The organism is Ruegeria arenilitoris (assembly GCF_013032855.1).
GTDB lineage: Bacteria > Pseudomonadota > Alphaproteobacteria > Rhodobacterales > Rhodobacteraceae > Ruegeria > Ruegeria arenilitoris.
This window is the reverse complement of record NZ_WQDA01000004.1, coordinates 80,706-100,484: the sequence shown is the minus strand read 5'-3', so window position 1 is coordinate 100,484 and position 19,779 is coordinate 80,706. Positions and strand designations below refer to the sequence as shown.

Annotated in this window: 19 protein-coding genes; 12 read left to right on the top strand and 7 right to left on the bottom strand. The window is 62.2% G+C overall.

Annotation, left to right across the window (positions count from 1 at the left end; all coding sequences use genetic code 11):
* Nucleotides 1-68 precede the first annotated feature (68 nt).
* Together GOW72_RS14075 and GOW72_RS14070 are read left to right on the top strand one after the other, a co-directional pair.
* The gene (locus GOW72_RS14075; protein WP_170367259.1) at nucleotides 69-1,550 is read left to right on the top strand and encodes a GumC family protein; all 1,482 of its coding nucleotides are present in this window, start codon (nucleotides 69-71) and stop codon (nucleotides 1,548-1,550) included.
* A complete protein-coding gene (locus GOW72_RS14070; RefSeq protein WP_170367258.1) occupies nucleotides 1,547-2,830 on the top strand; it encodes an O-antigen ligase domain-containing protein in 1,284 nt (427 codons plus the stop codon). The genes GOW72_RS14075 and GOW72_RS14070 overlap by 4 nt, the downstream gene beginning before the upstream one ends.
* Here GOW72_RS14070 and phoB read toward each other — a convergent pair.
* The 6 genes from phoB to GOW72_RS14040 form a co-directional block, all read right to left on the bottom strand.
* Nucleotides 2,815-3,498 carry a phosphate regulon transcriptional regulator PhoB gene (gene phoB, locus GOW72_RS14065; protein WP_170367257.1) on the bottom strand — a complete coding sequence of 228 codons (684 nt, stop codon included), beginning with the start codon at nucleotides 3,496-3,498 and terminating at the stop codon, nucleotides 2,815-2,817. The genes GOW72_RS14070 and phoB overlap by 16 nt on opposite strands.
* Nucleotides 3,498-4,226, bottom strand: a complete 729-nt coding sequence (phoU, locus tag GOW72_RS14060; RefSeq protein ID WP_244952437.1) for a phosphate signaling complex protein PhoU — start codon at nucleotides 4,224-4,226, stop codon at nucleotides 3,498-3,500. Before phoU ends, phoB begins: the two co-directional genes overlap by 1 nt.
* On the bottom strand, nucleotides 4,223-5,020 hold the full coding sequence (gene pstB / locus GOW72_RS14055; RefSeq protein WP_093963750.1) for a phosphate ABC transporter ATP-binding protein PstB: 798 nt from the start codon (nucleotides 5,018-5,020) through the stop codon (nucleotides 4,223-4,225). The genes phoU and pstB overlap by 4 nt, the downstream gene beginning before the upstream one ends.
* A gap of 19 nt (nucleotides 5,021-5,039) precedes the next feature.
* The gene (pstA, locus tag GOW72_RS14050; protein WP_170341613.1) at nucleotides 5,040-6,344 is read right to left on the bottom strand and encodes a phosphate ABC transporter permease PstA; all 1,305 of its coding nucleotides are present in this window, start codon (nucleotides 6,342-6,344) and stop codon (nucleotides 5,040-5,042) included.
* A gap of 11 nt (nucleotides 6,345-6,355) precedes the next feature.
* Complete coding sequence (pstC, locus tag GOW72_RS14045; RefSeq protein ID WP_244952436.1) at nucleotides 6,356-7,732, bottom strand: phosphate ABC transporter permease subunit PstC; 1,377 nt, start codon at nucleotides 7,730-7,732, stop codon at nucleotides 6,356-6,358.
* Nucleotides 7,733-7,798: 66 nt separating this feature from the next.
* A complete protein-coding gene (locus GOW72_RS14040; RefSeq protein WP_093963304.1) occupies nucleotides 7,799-8,836 on the bottom strand; it encodes a substrate-binding domain-containing protein in 1,038 nt (345 codons plus the stop codon).
* A 303-nt stretch (nucleotides 8,837-9,139) separates the two neighbouring features.
* Here GOW72_RS14040 and GOW72_RS14035 point away from each other — a divergent pair, with 303 nt between their 5' ends.
* Nucleotides 9,140-9,802: a L,D-transpeptidase gene (locus GOW72_RS14035; protein ID WP_093963303.1), complete on the top strand. Its 663-nt coding sequence runs from the start codon at nucleotides 9,140-9,142 to the stop codon at nucleotides 9,800-9,802.
* A 4-nt stretch (nucleotides 9,803-9,806) separates the two neighbouring features.
* Here GOW72_RS14035 and GOW72_RS14030 read toward each other — a convergent pair whose 3' ends face one another.
* Nucleotides 9,807-10,079: a hypothetical protein gene (locus GOW72_RS14030; protein ID WP_170341585.1), complete on the bottom strand. Its 273-nt coding sequence runs from the start codon at nucleotides 10,077-10,079 to the stop codon at nucleotides 9,807-9,809.
* 249 nt (nucleotides 10,080-10,328) lie between these two features.
* Here GOW72_RS14030 and GOW72_RS14025 point away from each other — a divergent pair, with 249 nt between their 5' ends.
* From GOW72_RS14025 to GOW72_RS13985, 9 genes are all read left to right on the top strand, one after another.
* Complete coding sequence (locus tag GOW72_RS14025) at nucleotides 10,329-12,839, top strand: heavy metal translocating P-type ATPase (RefSeq protein WP_170367256.1); 2,511 nt, start codon at nucleotides 10,329-10,331, stop codon at nucleotides 12,837-12,839.
* A 13-nt stretch (nucleotides 12,840-12,852) separates the two neighbouring features.
* On the top strand, nucleotides 12,853-13,239 hold the full coding sequence (cueR, locus tag GOW72_RS14020; protein ID WP_170341589.1) for a Cu(I)-responsive transcriptional regulator: 387 nt from the start codon (nucleotides 12,853-12,855) through the stop codon (nucleotides 13,237-13,239).
* Nucleotides 13,240-13,416: 177 nt separating this feature from the next.
* Complete coding sequence (locus GOW72_RS14015) at nucleotides 13,417-14,082, top strand: Crp/Fnr family transcriptional regulator (protein ID WP_170367255.1); 666 nt, start codon at nucleotides 13,417-13,419, stop codon at nucleotides 14,080-14,082.
* A 96-nt stretch (nucleotides 14,083-14,178) separates the two neighbouring features.
* Nucleotides 14,179-14,394: a YgaP family membrane protein gene (locus GOW72_RS14010; RefSeq protein ID WP_170359531.1), complete on the top strand. Its 216-nt coding sequence runs from the start codon at nucleotides 14,179-14,181 to the stop codon at nucleotides 14,392-14,394.
* A gap of 1 nt (nucleotide 14,395) precedes the next feature.
* Nucleotides 14,396-14,827, top strand: a complete 432-nt coding sequence (locus tag GOW72_RS14005) for a YeeE/YedE family protein (RefSeq protein WP_170365772.1) — start codon at nucleotides 14,396-14,398, stop codon at nucleotides 14,825-14,827.
* A gap of 4 nt (nucleotides 14,828-14,831) precedes the next feature.
* Nucleotides 14,832-15,269 (top strand): DUF6691 family protein, encoded by a 438-nt coding sequence (locus tag GOW72_RS14000; RefSeq protein WP_093963297.1) that lies wholly within the window; start codon nucleotides 14,832-14,834, stop codon nucleotides 15,267-15,269.
* An 85-nt stretch (nucleotides 15,270-15,354) separates the two neighbouring features.
* Nucleotides 15,355-16,239: an MBL fold metallo-hydrolase gene (locus GOW72_RS13995; RefSeq protein WP_170367462.1), complete on the top strand. Its 885-nt coding sequence runs from the start codon at nucleotides 15,355-15,357 to the stop codon at nucleotides 16,237-16,239.
* A gap of 15 nt (nucleotides 16,240-16,254) precedes the next feature.
* Entirely contained in the window at nucleotides 16,255-17,937 is a 1,683-nt protein-coding gene (locus GOW72_RS13990) for a bifunctional protein tyrosine phosphatase family protein/NAD(P)/FAD-dependent oxidoreductase (protein ID WP_170367254.1), read from the top strand.
* Between the two features lie 65 nt (nucleotides 17,938-18,002).
* A complete protein-coding gene (locus GOW72_RS13985) occupies nucleotides 18,003-19,739 on the top strand; it encodes a SulP family inorganic anion transporter (protein ID WP_170367461.1) in 1,737 nt (578 codons plus the stop codon).
* The last annotated feature ends 40 nt before the right edge of the window (nucleotides 19,740-19,779 follow it).

The window sequence follows — 19,779 nt, the reverse complement described above, 5'->3', positions numbered from 1 at the left end:
CCTAACCCCTTGCGCAGCGGACAGCCCAAGCCGCATCCGTATATCAATCCTGTAAGAGAGGATTTGATATGCCGAACCAGATTTCCGACAACCGTCAAACGCTTGCGCCAAACCGCCCCTGGGACTGGGCGCGCATCAGCCGCACTGACATCCGGTCGCTGGGCTGGCGGCGCGTTCTCAAGGGCGGGCGGCTGACCGATGCGGGACGGCTGCCGCGATACGTTGCGTTGTTTCTTCTGGGATCCAGTTGCATCTGGGCCCCGATCAGCGGGTATCTGGCAACCGCGCCGGTCAAATACGCATCCCACGCCTCGTTGATCCTGCCGGGGTCGGGTGCGTCGGCCTCGGTTAATCTGGCCAATATCGGGCAGGCCTCGTCCTACGCCAATTCAGCCTTTGCCAACGGCTCGATCAGCCCCACCGAAACCTACAAGCGGCTGTTGTCGGCCGATCGCATTCTGGATGCGGCCGCACGCGCCGTCGGAGCCGAGCGCGATGCGTTCGGCAAGCCGCGCATCCGCCTGGTGGACCAGACCAGCCTGATCCATATCGAAATGGAGGCCGCCAGCCCGGGGGACGCGCAACGCCACGGCGATGCCCTTGTCGCTGCGTTCTTTGCCGAGATCGACGCCTTGCGCGCGGACGAGATCGCCACGCGCGAAGCCAGCAACAGTGGCGCAATCGACGAGTATCAGCGCTCGGTTCGTGAAACCCGCGCTGCGATCGAGCAGTTGCAGCGGCAGAGCGGGCTGCTCTCGGCCGCCCAATACCGTGAGCAGGTGGCCGCCAATGACCGCGCGCGCCAGACGCTGCGGGCCGAGGAAAGCACACTGGCGCGCCAGGCCGAGCGCGTCGCGGCGCTTGAGACTGCGCTGGATCTGCCGCCGGATGCCGCCGCGGTGACGCTGAAGCTGTACGCCGACGCGCAATATATGTCGTTGCTCAAGGATGTTTCGGCCGGCGCGGCCAAGCTGGCGCAGGCCGATGCCAATTACGGACCGCGCCACCCGGTCTACCGCACAGCGCGGGACGAATATGAAGGCGCACGCAAGGTTGCCGTCCAACGCGCGGCCGAGGTGACCGGCCTGTCTGTCGAGCAGCTCGCGGGTCTGGACCGCGCCCCCGAGGGAGAGCGCGCGCAGTTGCTCAGCGAGCTTGTCCGCGAAAACGCCCTGCGCGCAGGGCAGGAGAAGCACGTAAAAACCCTCGCCGCACAGGTCGCGGCCGAAACTGCACGCCTGTCCGCGCTGGCGCCGGTGGCCGCCGAACTTGAAGACCGTCAAAGAGATTTTGCCGTGGCCGAAGCCGTCTTTGCCTCGGCCATCGCCCGGTCGGAATCAAAAAAGACCGATGTCTATGCCTCGTACCCGCTGATCCAGGTGCTGGAAAATCCGTCGCTGCCGGAACGACCGTCTTCACCCAACAAGAAGCTGTCGATCGCGGCCGGGATTGCCGCCACATTGATGCTTTTGATCGGGCTGACGCTGGCATGGGTCCGCAACCCGCTGATCTCGCGGCTGCTGGAAAACACAGGCAAGAACAAGGCATGACCCAGGCCGAGCCGCAGAACCCGGCCGAGCGGTTTGTCTGGCGCGCGCTGGTCTGGACATGGCCGTTCTATGCCATCGGCGCGCTCTATGTCGTCGGGCCGGTACTGGGATGGTCCCTGGCGGGGTTGGCGGCGCTGGCCTTGTATCTGGGGCCGACGATCCGTCCGGACCTGCGGGCCACCGGGCCGGTTCCGGCGCTGGTTTGGCTATGGATGGCCGGCATGCTGTTGATGCTGTTTGCACTGTGGGCCGGCCATCTGGATTGGGGGCTGGGGCTGGGTAAAACCATCAAGTCTTCGATCGGCTGGGCCAAGGGCTGGGCGCTTATTCCATTGTTCATTCTGGCCGGGGCCGTGCTGCCGATCCGGCGCGAGGTTCTGGTGCGGGGCCAGTGCAGACTGGGGCTGTGGACCCTGTGCCTTGCGCCCCCGCTGTTGGCGGCACCTTATCTGGGCTTGCCCAGCCAGATCTTCACCTCACCGCTCAAGGCGGTAGGTGGGCCGGGGCCCGAGTATTTCTCGGTCTATCTCTACACGATCGACCCGGCCAGTTGGACGCCCCGGTGGCAGTTCTTCGCGCCCTGGTCGCCATTTGCCGCCCTGCTGGGGGTATGCATGGTCCTGTTCGCGCTCGAAGAGCGGCACCGGGGATGGATGGCCGTCGGTCTGAGTGCAGGCATTGTGATGATCCTGGCGTCGAAATCCCGCATGGGGCTGGTCGGGTTGGTGACCTGCACGCTGGGGCCGCGCCTTTTGCCGTTGGTGGCGCGCAGCATCGGATGGTTTCTGGTGTCGGCCGTGGCAACGGCGTCCGCGGCGTGGGGTGCCGCCGCGATCGATCTCGGCAATCAGGCGCTGCAGAATTTCAAATCGGCGCGCGCCGACAGCACCCGTGTGCGCGAAACCCTTCAACGCATCGCCTATGAGCGCTGGCAGTCCGACGCGGTGCTGTTTGGTCACGGAACGGTTCAGCCCGGTGCGCATTTGGTCGAGTACATGCCCATCGGAAGCCACCACACTTGGTACGGCCTTCTGTTCGTCAAGGGCATCACCGGCTTCATGGCGTTTCTTGTCCCCTTCGCCGTGCATTTCGGCGCGGTGATCACCGACGCGGTCCGCTCGGCGCGCGGACGCTTGCCGCTGGGCCTGCTGATGACCCTGCTGCTGCTTACCTTCGGCGAAAACATCGAGATCGAGGCCTATCTGCTCTGGCCTGCGCTGCTGATGCTGGGGTGCCACCTGCGCGAAATGGCAGGGACCGGTGCTCAGCCGAGCGCGTAACCGGCCCCGCGCACGGTGCGGATCGGGTCATCCCCCCCACGCACCGTCAAAGCTTTACGCAAACGCCCGATATGCACGTCGACGGTCCGGGTATCCACGTAGATGTCGCGCCCCCAGACCCGGTCGAGCAATTGCTCGCGACTCCAGACCCGGCCCGGCTTTTCCATGAAGGTCGACAGCAGCCGGAACTCTGTCGGGCCCAGCTTGATGTCCTCGTCCGCGCGGGTCACGCGGTGCGTCTCGGCATCCAGGACGATGTCATCGTATTCCAACCGCTCGCCTACGGCTGCGGGGCGGGTCCTCCGGAACTGGGATTTGACCCGGGCCATCAGTTCGATCACCGAATAAGGCTTGGTGACATAGTCGTCGGCACCTGTCTCAAGTCCGCGCACCTTGTCGACCTCTTCGGATTTGGCCGAGAGCATGATCACCGGAATAGCTCGGGTCGCAGCGGTCATCTTCAGCTGGCGGCAAATCTCGATCCCGGAAACGCCGGGCAGCATCCAGTCCAGCAGGATCAGATCGGGCGGCACTTCCTTGATCTGCAGCAGCGCCTCGTCACCGGTTTCGGCCTGGCGCACGTCAAAGCCTTCGGCCTCGAGGTTGTAGCAGATGATCTCGCGCTGTGCGGGCTCATCTTCGACGACAAGGATCGATGGCGTTGACATCACAGGACCTCGGTGGTTTCCGTCGGTGTCTTGTCGAGGCGCGGGCGGTCATCATCAGGCAACTGCCCACTGACAAGGTAGATGGTCTGCTCCGCGATCCCGGTAGCATGATCACCGATCCGCTCGAGGTTTTTGGCCACGAAATGCAGATGCATGCCCGGGGTGATATTGCCCGGGTTCTCCATCATATGGGTCAGCAGAGCGCGAAAGACGTTATTGTACATCGCATCCACATCGGCGTCACGTTCACGGATGGCCTGGGCCTTGTCCGCGTCCCGCTGGATGAAGCAATCCAAGGCATCCGCAATCATGCTCTGCACCAGCTGGGCCTGACGCGCGATGGCCGATTTGACTTCGTCCAAACTCGCCGAGTCCGCCAGGGTCACCGCACGCTTGGCGATGTTTTTTGCATGATCCCCACTGCGCTCGAGCTGGTTGGCGATGGTGAAGGTCGCCAGGACCACGCGCAGGTCGATGGCCGTAGGCGCGCGCCGCGCGATTATGTTGGCGCTGTCGTTCTTGACCATCTCCTCCAACTCGTCGATGGCGCGGTCGGCCTTGACGGTGCGCGCGGCGAGTTCGACATCCTTGTCGCACAGTGCCCGGATCGCGTCCGACAGGCAGCTCTCGACCAACCCACCCATGCGCATCAGATGCGCCTGAACGGACTCAAGTTCCTGATCAAACGATCGGACGATGTGCTTGTCCTTCATGGCGTCCTGGGTCATCCGATTCTCCCGGTGATGTAGGATTCCGTGCGCGGGTCTTCGGGATTGGTGAAGATGTGCCCCGTGTCCCCGTATTCCACCAAGCTGCCGAGGTGGAAGAACGCCGTTTTCTGGCTGACCCGAGCCGCCTGCTGCATCGAGTGCGTGACGATCACCACCGAGAAGTTCAGCTTCAACTCGTCAATCAGTTCCTCGACCTGGGCGGTTGCGATTGGATCCAAAGCCGAGCACGGCTCGTCCATCAACAGGACCTCGGGTTCAGTGGCAACCGCGCGCGCAATGCAAAGGCGCTGCTGCTGACCGCCGGACAAGCCGGTGCCAGGCTCGTGTAGGCGATCCTTCACCTCATCCCAGATGGCGCCACGGCGCAGGGATTTCTCAACGATCTCATCCAGATCGGCTTTTGTTCTGGCCAGTCCGTGGATCCGGGGACCATAGGCTACGTTGTCGTAGATCGACTTGGGGAACGGGTTCGGCTTTTGGAACACCATACCCACCTTGGCACGCAGCTGCACCGGGTCGATCCGTTTGTCGTAGATGTCTTCGTTGTCGATCCGGATGTCGCCTTCGACGCGGCAGACGTCAATCGTGTCGTTCATCCGGTTCAGGCAGCGCAGGAACGTGGACTTGCCGCATCCGGACGGGCCGATGAAAGCGGTTACCGTTTTGTCGAGAATGTCGACCGATACGTCCTTGATTGCCTGGTTGTCGCCATAAAAGACCTGGACGCCCTTCGCCTGAATTTTGATGGCGTCGACGGCGGTACTCGGCTCGATCTTGCTCATGTCGTTCATCATGATGACCCCTTTGCGCTTACCAGCTGCGCTCGAATTTGTTGCGAAGATAGATCGCGATTGCATTCATCGTGACCAGGAACCCCAGCAGCACCAGGATCGCGGCCGAGGTCCGGCTGACGAAGCCGCGCTCGGGGCTGTCAGCCCAGATGAAGATCTGCGTGGGTAGGGCGGTGGCACTGTCGAACGGGCCAGCCGGGGCCGAGGTGATGAACGCGTTCATCCCGATCAGCAGCAACGGAGCAGTTTCCCCCAAGGCCTGCGCCAGCCCGATGATCGTACCGGTCAGGATGCCAGGCATCGCCAACGGCAGCACATGTCCGAACACCACCTGGTGCTTGGACGCACCGATGCCCAGAGCCGCCTCGCGGATCGATGGCGGCACGGCCTTCAGCGCCGCGCGGGTGGCGATGATGATCGTCGGCATGGTCATCAGCGCCAGCGTCATGCCACCCACGAACGGGGCCGAGCGCGGTAGCCCGAACCAGCCGATGAACACCGCCAGCGCCAACAGGCCGAAAACGACCGACGGCACCGCGGCCAGGTTGTTGATGTTGACCTCGATGAAGTCACTGACCTTGTTCTTGGGCGCGAATTCCTCAAGGTAGATCGCCGCGCCGATGCCCAGCGGGAAGGAAATCACGAAACACACGAACAGCGCCCAGAACGACCCGATCAGCGCGCCCTTCAGGCCCGCCAATTCGGGGAACCGGCTGTCGGCATTGGTGACCAGGCCGGTGTTCAGCGGCTTGCTGATCACGCCTTCGGCCTTGAGCTGATCGAACCACGCAATCTCGGCATCGTTCAAGCGGCGGTTCTGTTCGGGCGTGTCGCGGTCGATGGTGCCCTTGTTCAGCTGGTCATACGGGTCAGATACCGGCACGGTCATCGTGATGGTCTGACCAATCAGCGCAGGGTCGGCCACCACCCGGTCGCGCAGATCAAATTGCGCTCCGTTGGACAGAATGCCTGACAGGGCCTTTCGGGTAGCCCGATCGCTGGTGTCCACCTCGGGCAGCAACTCGGACAGCGAGGCTTGCAACACGTCCTTGAAACCGCCCCTCGGCAGCTTTTCGGGCTCGATCTCCTCGGGGTCGACATAGACCTCGAGCGTGATCTTGGTCTGGGTGAACGCCTGATATCCGGATGACACAAGCGAGGCCACCAGGATGAACAGCATCAGAAATGCAAATCCGATGGCGCCCAGGCCAAGGCCCTGGAGTATTTTCTGCTTGCGGTTGCGGCGGGCCAAGCTGGCGCGCACGGCGTCGGCGGTGTCTCCGCCTTTGGGCGAATTGTTTTGTCCTGCGGTCAGGTCAGCCATGATTCTTGGCCTCAGTCATAGGCTTCGCGGTACTTGCGCACGATGCGCAGCGCGAAGACGTTGATGATCAGGGTGACGACGAACAGCATCATGCCCAGGGCAAAGGCTGCCAGCGTCTTGGGGTTGTCGAACGAGGTATCGCCGATTAGAAGCGTGACGATCTGCACGGTCACCGTGGTCACGCTGTCCAGCGGGTTGATGGTCAGCGAGGCGATCAGGCCCGCCGCCATCACAACGATCATGGTTTCCCCGATCGCGCGGCTGACGGCCAACAGGATGCCACCGACGATGCCGGGGATGGCGGCGGGAAACAGCACGTTCAGAACCGTCTCGGCCCGTGTCGCACCCAAGGCCAGCGCTCCGTCGCGCAGAGATTTCGGCACGGCTGACAGGGCGTCGTCGGTAAAGGACGAGATGAACGGGATCAGCATGATGCCCATCACGCTGCCTGCGGCCAGCGCCGTGTTGGGCGAAACCGGAATGCCCAGTGAGGCTCCGAAACTGCGCATGGCCGGGGCCACGACCAGGATCGCGAAAAAGCCATAGACCACGGTCGGCACGCCGGCCAGAATCTCCAGCACTGGCTTGGCCACCGCCCGCAAGCGGTCGGGCGCGAATTCGTTCAGGTAGATGGCCGACAGCAGGCCCACCGGCACCGCCAGGAACAACGCGACCACGGTAATGACGATCGTGCCGAGGATGACCGGAAGCCAGCCAAAGGCACCTTCGGCCGCAATCTGGTCCTCGCGCAGAGGAATCTGCGGTTCCCAGTTCAGCCCGAAGAAGAACTCGGTGATCGGCACCATCTCGAAAAAGCGGATGGATTCGAACAGCAGCGCGGCAATGATGCCGACGGTCGTAAAGATGGCGACGGTCGAGCAGAAAATCATTAGGCCGGAAACGATGCGTTCCACACTGTGGCGGGCGCGGAATTCGACGCCGACACGCGACCGGGCAAATGCCACGATGGCCAGTGACAGAATGACAACGATCGACAGCAGAACCCATCCCGACATCTGATGCAGTTCAAGATACCGCTGGGCTGCGTCCATCTTCCACTGTTCCGGCTCGCCGAAAATCTGACCGCGCGAGATCGACTTGATCTCGGCCAGCACCAGCTGGCGCCCGCCAGTGTCCAATCCGTCAAGGCTGCCGGCAGGCAGGCCCGACATGACCACATGGTCGATCACCGGCCCCTGCAAGATCAGCCAAAGTACGATCAGCACAAAGACTGGAACCAGCGTGGACAGAAAAGAAAACAGCCCGTGATAGCCGGGCAGGGAGTGCAGGGACGTCCCATCTGCGCGCAGACCGGCCGCAGCCCGTCTGTTCAGCAAATATCCAAGGATACTGACGCCCAACAGCGCCGCAAACACGAAAGTAGTCATCTGCCCCCCAGGCACAAAAATGGGCTGCCCGGTTTCGCGGCCGGACAGCCCTGTGAATTGCAAATCTTACGACTTGGGTTCCATGTTCTGGCCGTCCAGAATTGCGTCCTGCAGCTCTTCACGGCGCTCGTCGGACAGGCCAACCAGACCACGTTCGGCCAGGTAGCCGTCGGATGCCAAAGCATCATCCGACATGTATTCTTCCAGGAACTCGTCCAGGTTCGGGATCACGCCGCGATGCGCATTCTTTACATAGAAGTACAGCGGGCGGGACACCGGGTAGGATTTGTCGGCGATGGTGTCGGCATTCGGCTCGACGCCTTCGATCGTGACCGGCTTCAGCTTGTCCAGGTTCTCGTACAGGAACGAGTAGCCGAAGATGCCCACGGCGTTCGGGTCCGCCTCAAGGCGCTGAACGATCAGGTTGTCATTCTCGCCCGCTTCGACGAAGGGTCCGTCGGTACGCATGCGCGAGCAGTTTTCCTTGACCCATTTCTTGTCGAAGTCACCGCTCTTGACGAAGTCCAGCTCTTTGCAGCCTTCATGCATGGCCAGCTCGACGAACGCGTCGCGGGTGCCCGAGGTCGGCGGCGGTCCATAAGCCAGGATTTCCACGGCCGGCAGGTCGGGGTTGATTTCGTTCCAGGTCTTGTACGGGTTGTCCTTCCACTCGCCATCAACCGGCACCTGGGCGCCGAGAGCCATGTAGATGTCGGCCAGCGACAGGTCCCAATCCTGTTCATTGCTGCGCGAGATGGCGATCGACAGGCCGTCGAAACCGATCAGAGCTTCAGAGATGTCGGTCACGCCGTTCTTTTGGCACAGCTCGTATTCCGAGGCCTTCATGGCACGCGATGCGCCGGTGATGTCGGCAGTGTTTTCGCCGATGCCTTCGCAGAAGATTTTCATGCCGCCGCCGGTACCGGTCGATTCGACGATGGGCGAAGCAGCGCCCGTGTTGTTGGCGAACTGCTCGGCCACGGCTTGGGTGTACGGGAATACGGTCGACGATCCGACGATACGGATGGCGTCGCGCGCCGAGGCAGCGGACGCGGCGATCGCGGTGATTGCCAGAACCGAAGCGGTCAGTTTGATGGTGGTCATGGTCACTCCTGAGAATCAGCTTTGGCCGCCCCCTGCGGCCTTGTTGAGTGCAGTAGTCCGGGCGTGCGAAGCTTATGTAACGCTTTCGTAACAGTTTTATGACAACCCACCCGGGGCGGTTCAAAAACTCGTCTGATCCAGATGCGCGGCTTTCGGCAGCCGTTTGTGCACGACCTCAAAACACCAGTTGCGACAAGGTTTTGCGTCAAACGAACAAGTGAATGGACTCGGGGTCTGTTTCAGGGAATCGTTTAGTCCGATCTTTTTTCTTGCTGCCACGGCAAGGCGACTGGAGGTGCAGACATGCTGACCAGAAGACATTTTGTTGCGACTTCGCTTGCTGTTTTCTCGCAACCGATTCTTGGCGCGACATCGGCCGAAGCGTCGACCGCATCTCAATGGGCGGCTTGGGACAGGCAGGTGACGCCGGCCAACTATGACCCGGCCACCTCGAACCCTTGGGGGTTGAATCCCCGGTTTCTGCCGCAACGGGTCGAAACCAATCGGTCGCTGGTGCCCGGTGACATTCACGTGGATGCGGTCGCGCGCTACCTGTATTTCATCGAAGAGGGCGGAACCGCGATGCGATACGGCGTGGCGATCGCCCGTGGCAATCTCTACGAACCCGGGACCTACACGATCCGGCGCAAAGCCAAATGGCCGCGTTGGACCCCGACCGCAGACATGATCAAACGCGATCCGCAGGACTATGCGCAGTTTGCCGACGGAATGCCCGGCGGACCCAACAACCCCTTGGGCGCACGCGCTTTCTACCTGTTTCAGGGCAATCGCGACACATATCTGCGCATCCACGGAACACCCTATTCCCGGTCTATCGGCGGGCGGGCAAGCTCAGGCTGTGTACGTATGGTCATGGCCCATATCATAGGCCTGTATGACCGGGTGCAGCCGGGCGCGACGGCTCATCTTTACCCACCCGAAAGATTTGCGACTGCCAGCAGCTGATCCGTCACGCCCGGGCGCAGATCGGGCGGCCATCGGCGGTTCTCAGCGGTAGGTATGTCGTTTCGACCGGGCCCACGTACCGGTACCAGTAACAACCGTCTTCGGGCATGATGCGAACGGCGGTCAGGTCCTGGCCCGGCGCGGCGATCTCGACCACGCCCTCGGGCACTTTGGCAAGGTCACCGGGGGCTTTGTCGCCGGACATCGACGTGGTCTCGGTGCAGGCGGCAATCAGGGACAGCGCGCATAGCCCAATCAATGCTTTCCTCGTTGTCATGCCGCACCTTTCCGATTCCCAAGTGATTCTCTTTGCGTGATACCCTCGCATCCAAGCGATCCCGCTTCAATTCACCAAGGATCCGCCGCCATCCATCGTTGCCCTGTTGCCGACGGAGCACAGCAGCAAACTGCTCTTGCCCTGACGGGATGGTTTGCTTGGTGCGCAGGGATATTCCGCAGAGGGCCTTGACCTTCCACTTGCTGGAACCCTTATGTACAGGGTCGACCGGATAATCGTGGTGACGACATGGCCAATATTTCACATGCCAAATTTCAGGTTCAGGGGATGAGTTGCGCGTCTTGCGTGGCTCGGGTTGAGCGTGCGCTCAGCGCGGTTCCGGGCGTCGACTCGGCTGCCGTAAACCTGGCGAATGAGAGCGTCCAAGTGGATTTCCACGCTCCGGCTGATGTCAAAGCCATCGCACAGGCGATGGAGGCGGCGGGCTATCCCGCCGTGACCGAGACCGTCACGCTCAACATCCAGGGCATGAGCTGTGCTTCATGCGTCGGCCGGGTCGAGAGGGCTTTGCTCGCCGGGCAGGGGGTGCTGGCGGCGTCGGTCAACCTCGCCTCGGAAAGCGCGACCGTCCAGTTTGCAGCGGGCGCCACGACACCCGAAGCGATTGCTGCATTGGCCAACGCAGCCGGGTACCCGGTGACGCCGCGCAACTCGGCTCAGGCAGCGGCGCAGGATCGAAAAGCTGACGAAATCCGCAAACTGGCACTGCGAACGGGGTTTGCGGCAATCCTGGCCTTGCCGGTTTTCATTCTTGAAATGGGCGCGCATGTCATTCCCGGCATGCATCACCTGATTGCAAGCACCATCGGCCTGCAAGCCAGCCACTACATTCAGTTCGTCTTGACGACACTGGTCCTGTTCGGGCCCGGTCTTCAATTCTACACCAAGGGCTTTCCAGCACTTGCCAAGGGCGCACCAGACATGAATTCGCTGGTCGCTTTAGGCACGTCGGCGGCCTATGGGTTCTCGCTGATATCGACCTTTGCGCCCGAAATCCTTCCGACCGGCACGGCCAATGTCTATTACGAGGCGGCCGCGGTCATTGTGGTTCTGATCCTGCTGGGCCGCTTCCTTGAGGCACGCGCCAAAGGCCGAACCGGCGAGGCGATCCGCAAGCTGGTCGGCCTGCAGGCCAAAACCGCGCGGGTCGAACGGGAGAACCGCATCGTCGAACTGCCCATCGATCAGATCGCAGTGGGCGATCTGGTTCATGTGCGTCCCGGCGAAAAGATCCCGGTCGATGGCTCGGTGCTGAGCGGCACTTCGTATGTCGACGAAAGCATGATCACGGGTGAGCCCGTTCCGGTCGAGAAATCCTCTGACGCAACCGTCTTAGGTGGCACCGTGAACGGTACCGGAGCATTGACCGTCCGCGCTGAAAAGATCGGAGCGGATACGATGCTGGCGCAGATCATTCAGATGGTCGAACAGGCTCAGGGCGCGAAACTGCCCATTCAGGGCATGGTTGACCGCATCACCCTTTGGTTTGTGCCCGCGGTGATTGCGGTTGCGATCGTGACGGTCCTTGTTTGGTTGCTGTTCGGACCGGACCCGGCGCTCAGCATGGCTCTGGTTGCCGGGGTCGCGGTGCTGATCATTGCCTGCCCCTGCGCAATGGGGCTGGCAACGCCGACATCGATCATGGTGGGCACGGGGCGCGCTGCGGAAATGGGCGTTCTGTTCCGCAAGGGCGACGCGCTGCAGATGTTGCAGGAAACCACTGTTGTAGCGGTGGACAAGACCGGCACCCTGACGGAAGGCCGCCCGGAACTGACTGATCTTGTGGTTGCCCAAGGGCTGGATGAGGACACCGTCCTGCGCCTGGTCGCAGCCGTCGAAGCCACTTCGGAACATCCGATCGCCACCGCCATCGTGCGCGCGGCCGAGACACGCGGCCTGAATCTGCCGAAGCCCGAGGATTTCAAGTCGATCACCGGCTATGGGGTTCAAGCGGCCGTCGAAGGGCACAGCATCCTCATCGGTGCCGATCGTCTGATGGAGCGCGAAGGCATCGAAATCAGCGCGTTGTCAGATCACGGCGCGTCGCTGGCCGCCAAGGGCAGAACACCGCTCTACGCCGCAATCGACGGAACCGCTGCCGCCGCAATCGCGGTGGCCGACCCGATCAAGCCCAGCACACCGGAGGCCATCGAAGCCTTGCACGCACTAGGGCTCAAAGTGGCGATGATCACGGGCGACAACAAAGCGACGGCAGATGCCATCGCAGCACAGCTTGGGATCGACACAGTCGTCGCCGAAGTCCTGCCCGAAGGCAAAGTCGCTGCACTGAATAACCTGCGCGTGAACGGCGGCAAGTTGGCTTTTGTCGGCGATGGGATCAACGACGCTCCGGCGCTGGCGGCCGCGGATGTCGGCATTGCCATCGGCACCGGGACCGACGTTGCGATCGAGGCCGCAGACGTGGTGCTGATGTCGGGCGATCTGATCGGCGTGGTCAACGCCTTCGATATCAGCCAGCGCACCATGTGCAATATCCGGCAGAACCTGTTCTGGGCCTTTGGCTACAACACGCTGCTGATTCCGGTGGCCGCGGGGATCCTCTATCCCTTTGGCGGACCCTTGCTGTCCCCGGTTTTGGCGGCTGGCGCCATGGCGCTGTCCAGCGTGTTCGTCTTGTCAAACGCATTGCGGCTGCGTTGGGTCAAGGCGGCCCGGCCGCCGAGCGGATCCGACCGCAAACCGCAGACCATCGCACACGCACCCACACCCGCCGAATAGGAAAGGAGCCGCCATGAACATCGGGGACGTCGCCGAACGCTCGGGTTTGCCGGCCAAGACCATCCGGTATTATGAGGATATCGGTTTCATCAAACCCAGACGCTCGACCAATGGATACCGCCATTTCGACGAGAAAGAACTGCACAAGCTGGCGTTCATCGGGCGCGCGCGGTCGCTGGGGTTCACCATCGAAGACTGCCGCTCGCTGCTGGCGCTGTATGAGGACAAGCACCGCGCCAGCGCGGACGTCAAGCGGATCGCGAAACAGAACCTCGAAGAGATCGATGCCAAGATCGAAGATTTGAAAGCCATGCGCGAAACACTGTCGCACCTGATCCAGGAATGCGCCGGAGATGACCGCCCGGATTGTCCGATCCTCAAGGATCTGGGTCGCGACTGACAGGATAGACCCGAGGCACCTTCGGGCGCTTTCCCTTGATCGCGACCACGGTTCTGTCCTAGGCCATGCGGCAGGTGCACAGGACGCGTTGTTACGAACGTATCGTCTAGGCCGGGCGAAAGACGGCAGAACCGTAATGATCTACGAGGGCTTTGGGCCACCCATGCAAGCAGCCACATGACAATCACTGACTGGACCCAGCGGTTCCACGGAACCAGCCACCTGCCCGATGCGGTACGCGCCCGGTTGCGCGCGGCCGCGCGGATCGTGAAGTTCCGGAACGGGGCCCAGGTGTTCGGGCCCGACAATGTGCCGGACAGCCTCATGTTTCTGTACGAAGGCCGGATCCGCGTTTCACAAAGCTCGGATACGGGGCGCGAAATCGTCTTGTATCGGGTCGAAGCCGGCGAAAGCTGCGTGCTGACCACGGCATGTATGCTGGCCGAAGAGGCCTATAACGCCGAAGGCATTGCTGAAACAGATGTCACCGCGATCGTCCTGCCCAAGCTTGCCTTCGACCGCCTAGCTGCGGAAGAGGACGCGTTCCGCGATTTCGTGTTCCAGGCCTATTCCCGCCGATTGATCGACCTTCTGCGTGTGGTCGATGACGTCGCCTTCGGCCGGATCGATGTCCGGCTGGCGGAACGTCTGCTTGCATTGGCCGATGCCGCGAACGAGGTGCAGGCCACACATCAACAACTGGCCAGCGAACTGGGAACCGCGCGTGAAGTTGTCTCGCGGGTGCTCCACGACTTCCAGAAACGCGAGTTGGTTTCGCAATCCCGGGGCAAGATAACGCTCACCGACACAACGGCTTTGCAGGCTTTGGCCCACAGCACCTGATTTTTCGGGAATCTTCTCGGCTTTCGTGACATTGTCACTGAAGAGACGCTCCTGGCGTCATATATGCCATTCAGAAACCTGAATATGGAGGGCGATATGACCAACAACGTCGGAACGATCGACCGCACGCTGCGCGCAGCTCTTGGGTTGGTCCTGCTGTACCTGGTACTCTTCAGCGGGCTGGCCCTGTTCGCCGCACCCCTTTTCAAATATGGCGCTGTGATCGTCGGCATCATCATGCTGTTGACCGCGACCATGAAATTCTGCCCGGTGTACACGCTTTTGGGCATCAAAACCTGCAGGACCAGATAATATGGAAACCGTATTCACGCCTTTTGCATCCTTTGGCGGCGGCCTGCTGATAGGCTTGGGCGCAGTGTTGTTGATGTTGGGCCTCGGCCGCATCATGGGTGCCACCGGGATCATGTCCGGTCTGGTCTTTCCTGACAGCGGGTCCGAGTTTTCCTGGCGGCTGGCGCTTGTTGCCGGAATGATCGTTGCGCCGGGTCTGATTTACGTGCTGACCGGCTCCATGCCGGCCATCGAGGTACCGATCAGCCCGCTGATGATCGTGGTCGGCGGCGTCATCGTCGGCCTGGGCGCCAGCCTCGGCTCGGGGTGCACCTCGGGTCACGGAGTATGCGGCCTGTCGCGGTTGTCGACCCGGTCCCTGGTCGCCGTTCCGACCTTCATGGCAACTGCCGCCATCACAGTTTTCGTGATCCGCCACGTATTCGGAGGGTGAGGCAATGAAACTGTTCCATACGTTCCTGACCGGCCTTGTCTTCGGCACTGGCATCGCGATCTCGGGCATGATGAACCCGGCCAAGGTGTTGAACTTCTTCGATCTGGCCGGAACCTGGGACCCCAGCCTCGCCTTCGTAATGGGCGGTGCGCTGGTGGTGACATTCATCGGCTATCGCCTGGTATGGCGACGCGCCGCGCCGCTTTATGCGGACCGGTTCCAGATTCCGGGCGCAAAGCACATCGACATGAAGCTTGTCGGCGGCTCAGCCTTGTTTGGCGTGGGCTGGGGCATCGCAGGATTCTGCCCGGGCGCGGCAATTCCGGCCCTGGGCACCGGACGGTGGGAGGTTCTGCTGTTTCTGGGCGCGGTCGCCGCCGGGCTGGCCCTGGCGCGCATTCTGCAAGGGCAACCATTGATTACACGTTCGGCCAAGGCCTGAGCGTCAGAGAGGAGGCACGATCATGACCGACCAAAAGGCAATCGACACCCACAACCAGAAAATGGCTGACGCAATCGCGACACCAATTTCCGCATATCCGGTGGATCTGAGCGTCAAACCCAAGGTTCAGGGCTTCTACGACGAGGCCACGGCGACGATCAGCTACATCGTTTCGGACCCGACATCCAACGCCTGCGCGATCATCGACAGCGTGATGGACATCGACTATGCCGCTGGACGGATCACCTTCGAACATGCCGACCTGCTGATCGCCGAGATCGAAAAACAGGGCCTGAAACTGGAGTGGATCATCGAGACCCACGCCCATGCCGACCACCTGTCGGCGGCGCCCTACATCCAGCAGAAGCTGGGCGGCAAGATCGGCATCGGCGAGAACATCAAGATCGTGCAGGAAGTCTTCGGCAAGATCTTCAACGAGGGCACCGAGTTCCAGCGCGACGGAAGTCAGTTTGATGCACTGTTCACCGACGGCATGACCTACAACATCGGCAACATGACCGCCTTCACCATGCACACACCGGGCCATACACCAGCCTGCATGGTGCATGTGATGGGCGATGCGGCCTTTGTGGGTGACACGCTGTTCATGCCCGATGGCGGTTCGGCCCGAGCCGACTTTCCGGGCGGAGATGCAGGAACCCTTTACGACTCGATCCAGAAGGTGCTGAGCCTGCCGGACAAAACCCGCCTGTTCATGTGCCACGATTACGGTCCCAACGGTCGCGACATCCGCTGGGAAACCACGGTGGCCGAGGAAAAGGCGCACAACATTCATGTGGGCGGCGGCAAGTCGCGGGACGAGTTCATCAAGATGCGCACCGAGCGTGACGCGACGCTGGCGATGCCGACCCTGATCATCCCGTCGATCCAGGTCAATATCCGGGCGGGTGACATCCCGACCGACAAGGACGGCAACCAGATGCTCAAGGTTCCGGTCAACAAGATCTGACCGCAGGAGACAACAATGGAAATCCGAAAGATTTCGGGCGCACTCTCGGTGTCGCCACAGGTAACGCTTGCCGATATCCCGGCGATCAAGGCCGCGGGCTTCCGCGCCATCATCTGCAATCGCCCCGACGGTGAAGGGTCCGACCAACCGACATTCGAGGAAATCGAGGCCGCTGCAGAAAAGCTTGGCATCGAAGCCCGGTACGTTCCCGTCCAGACTGGCCTGGTTCGGGATGAGGACGCGCAGGCCTTCGGTCAAGCCCTGACCGAACTGCCAGGTCCGATCCTGGCCTATTGCCGGACGGGCACGCGCTCGGCCACGCTTTGGTCGCTGCACGAGGCCGCGCAGGGCCGAGCCTTGCCTGACATCCTGACCTCAACCAAGGCTGCCGGATATGACATGAGCGGCGTGGCCCGCCGCATCGCCAATGGCGGCAAGACGCCCACCGACACCGGCGACGCGTCCTTTGACGTGGTGATCGTGGGCGGCGGGGCAGGGGGCATCGCCACCGCCGCCAGCCTGCATGCGCGTAAATCCGACCTGTCGATTGCCATCATCGACCCGTCCGACGTGCACTATTATCAACCCGGCTGGACCCTGGTGGGCGGCGGCGTGTTCACGCCGGAACAGACGGCCAAGACCATGGGCGCGCTGATCCCGCGCGGGGTCAAATGGATCAAGGCCGCCGTGGCCGCGTTCGAGCCACAGAACAACGCCGTCATTCTGGATGGTTGCCGAGTGGTCAAATACGACCGTCTGGTGGTGACTCCGGGGCTCAAGCTGGACTGGGGTGCGGTCGAAGGGCTGGAGGAAACGCTGGGCCGCAACGGCGTGACCTCGAACTATCGCTATGACCTGGCGCCCTATACCTGGCAGTTGGTCGAAGGGCTGAAGGTGGGACGGGCGCTGTTCACCCAGCCGCCGATGCCGATCAAATGTGCGGGCGCGCCGCAAAAGGCGATGTATCTGTCGGGCGATGCGTGGGTCCGACGCGGGGTTCTGAAGGATATCGACATCCAGTTCATGAATGCGGGCGGGGTGCTGTTCGGGGTCAAGGACTATGTCCCGGCGCTGATGGAGTATGTCAGGAAATACGACGCCACGCTGAACTTCTTCCACAATCTGGTGGCGGTGGACGGGGCGGCGAAAACCGCCACGTTCAAGGTCGCCAAGCACGACGAGCAGCCCGAGCAGGTGACGGTCGAGTTCGACATAATGCATGTCTGCCCGCCGCAGGTGGCGCCGGACTTCATCCGGGTATCGCCGCTGGCAGATGCGGCGGGTTGGGTCGATGTGGATCAGTCCACGCTGCGCCACAAGAGCTTTGACAACATCTGGTCGCTGGGCGACGTGATGAACGCGCCGAACGCGAAAACCGCGGCCGCTGCCCGCAAGCAGGCGCCGGTGGTGGCCGACAACATCGTGGCCGATATCGAGGGCCGCGGCCCGGTGGCGGCCTATGACGGTTACGGCTCGTGCCCGCTGACGGTGGAACGCGGCAAGATCGTGCTGGCCGAGTTCGGCTATGGCGGTGTCCTGAAGCCCAGCTTCCCTAAGTTCCTGATCGACGGCACCAAACCCAGCCGCGCGGCCTGGGTCCTCAAGGAAAAGCTGCTGCCGCCGGTCTATTGGTCGGCGATGCTGAAGGGCAAGGAATGGATGGCCAAGCCCGAGCCGCTGAACGTGGCGGCCGAATAGGTCGCTAGGGCTTCTTGCCCTGCGCCATCCAACACCCGCCCTGTGCCCTCTTGAACGTGGAACCGATGCACAACCTGTTGCGATACTTGCCAATTCTGGATTGGGGCCGCCGGTATGACCGGGCGGCGCTGTCCAATGACCTGATCGCCGCGGTGATCGTGACGATCATGCTGATCCCACAATCGCTGGCCTATGCGCTGCTGGCGGGGCTGCCGCCCGAGGCGGGTATCTATGCCTCGATCGTGCCGATCATCCTCTATGCGATCTTCGGCACCAGCCGGGCGCTGGCGGTGGGTCCGGTGGCGGTGGTGTCGCTGCTGACCGCATCCGCCGTGGGGCAGGTGGCTGAACAGGGCACCGCCGGCTATGCGGTGGCGGCGCTGACACTGGCCTTTCTGTCGGGCGGGTTCCTGGTGTTGCTGGGTGTGTTCCGGCTGGGCTTTCTGGCCAACTTCCTGTCTCATCCGGTGATCGCGGGTTTCATCACCGCCTCGGGCATTCTGATCGCCACCAGCCAGTTGAAACACATCCTGGGGGTCAGCGCGCATGGCCATACCCTGCCCGAGATGCTGGGCTCTATCTTGGCGCATCTGGACCAGACCAGCGGGATTACGGTGTTGATCGGCGCACTGGCCACGGCTTTCCTGTTCTGGGTGCGCAAGAACCTCAAACCCGCGCTGCGGCGCATGGGCGTACCGCCGCTTTTGGCCGATGTGCTGACCAAGGCCGGGCCTGTGGTGGCGGTAGTGGCAACCACGATGGCGGTCTGGGCCTTCGGGCTGGACGCGCGCGGCGTCAAGATCGTGGGCGAGGTGCCCCAAAGCCTGCCTCCGCTGACCCTGCCGGGGCTGTCCTCGGACCTGATCGGCGCGCTGCTGGTGCCCGCCATCCTGATCTCGATCATCGGCTTCGTCGAAAGCATCTCGGTCGCGCAGACGCTGGCGGCCAAGAAACGTCAGCGCGTCGATCCCGACCAGGAACTGATCGGCCTGGGCGCGGCCAATCTGGGCGCCGCCTTCACCGGGGGCTTTCCGGTCACCGGCGGATTCTCGCGCTCGGTGGTGAACTTCGACGCGGGCGCCGAGACCCCGGCGGCCGGTGCCTTCACCGCCGTTGGGCTGGCGGTTGCCGCACTCTTCCTGACCCCGCTTGTCTATTTCTTGCCCAAGGCGACGCTGGCCGCGACGATCATCGTGGCGGTGCTTAGCCTGGTGGATTTTTCAATCCTCAAAAAGACCTGGGGCTATTCACGGGCCGATTTCACCGCCGTCGCCGCTACAATCGTCCTGACCCTGATGGCCGGCGTCGAAGCGGGTGTTGCCAGCGGCGTGGCAATCTCGATCCTTCTGCATCTTTACAAGACTTCACGTCCACATGTGGCCGAACTGGGGCTGGTGCCGGGCACTCAACACTTCCGCAACATCCTGCGCCACAAGGTCCAGACCGACCCCACGCTGGTCACGTTGCGGGTGGATGAAAGCCTGTATTTCGTGAATGCCCGCTTCCTCGAGGATCTGATCCAGTCGCGCGTGACCGAGGGTTGCGAGATCCGCAACGTGGTACTGATGTTCTCGGCGGTGAACGAGGTCGACTTCTCAGCGCTCGAAAGCCTTGAGGCGATCAACCACCGCCTGCGCGACATGGGTGTCGGGCTGCACCTGAGTGAGGTCAAAGGCCCGGTCATGGACCGCCTGAAGCAATCGCATTTCCTCGATGAATTGAACGGGCAGGTGTTTCTGTCGCAATATGACGCTTGGCAAAGACTGACCGCGCCTGACCGGATCACGTGGGCCGCGGAATGAGTTCTGATCCCTGAGCCGCGTAATCATGATTATGTAAAGT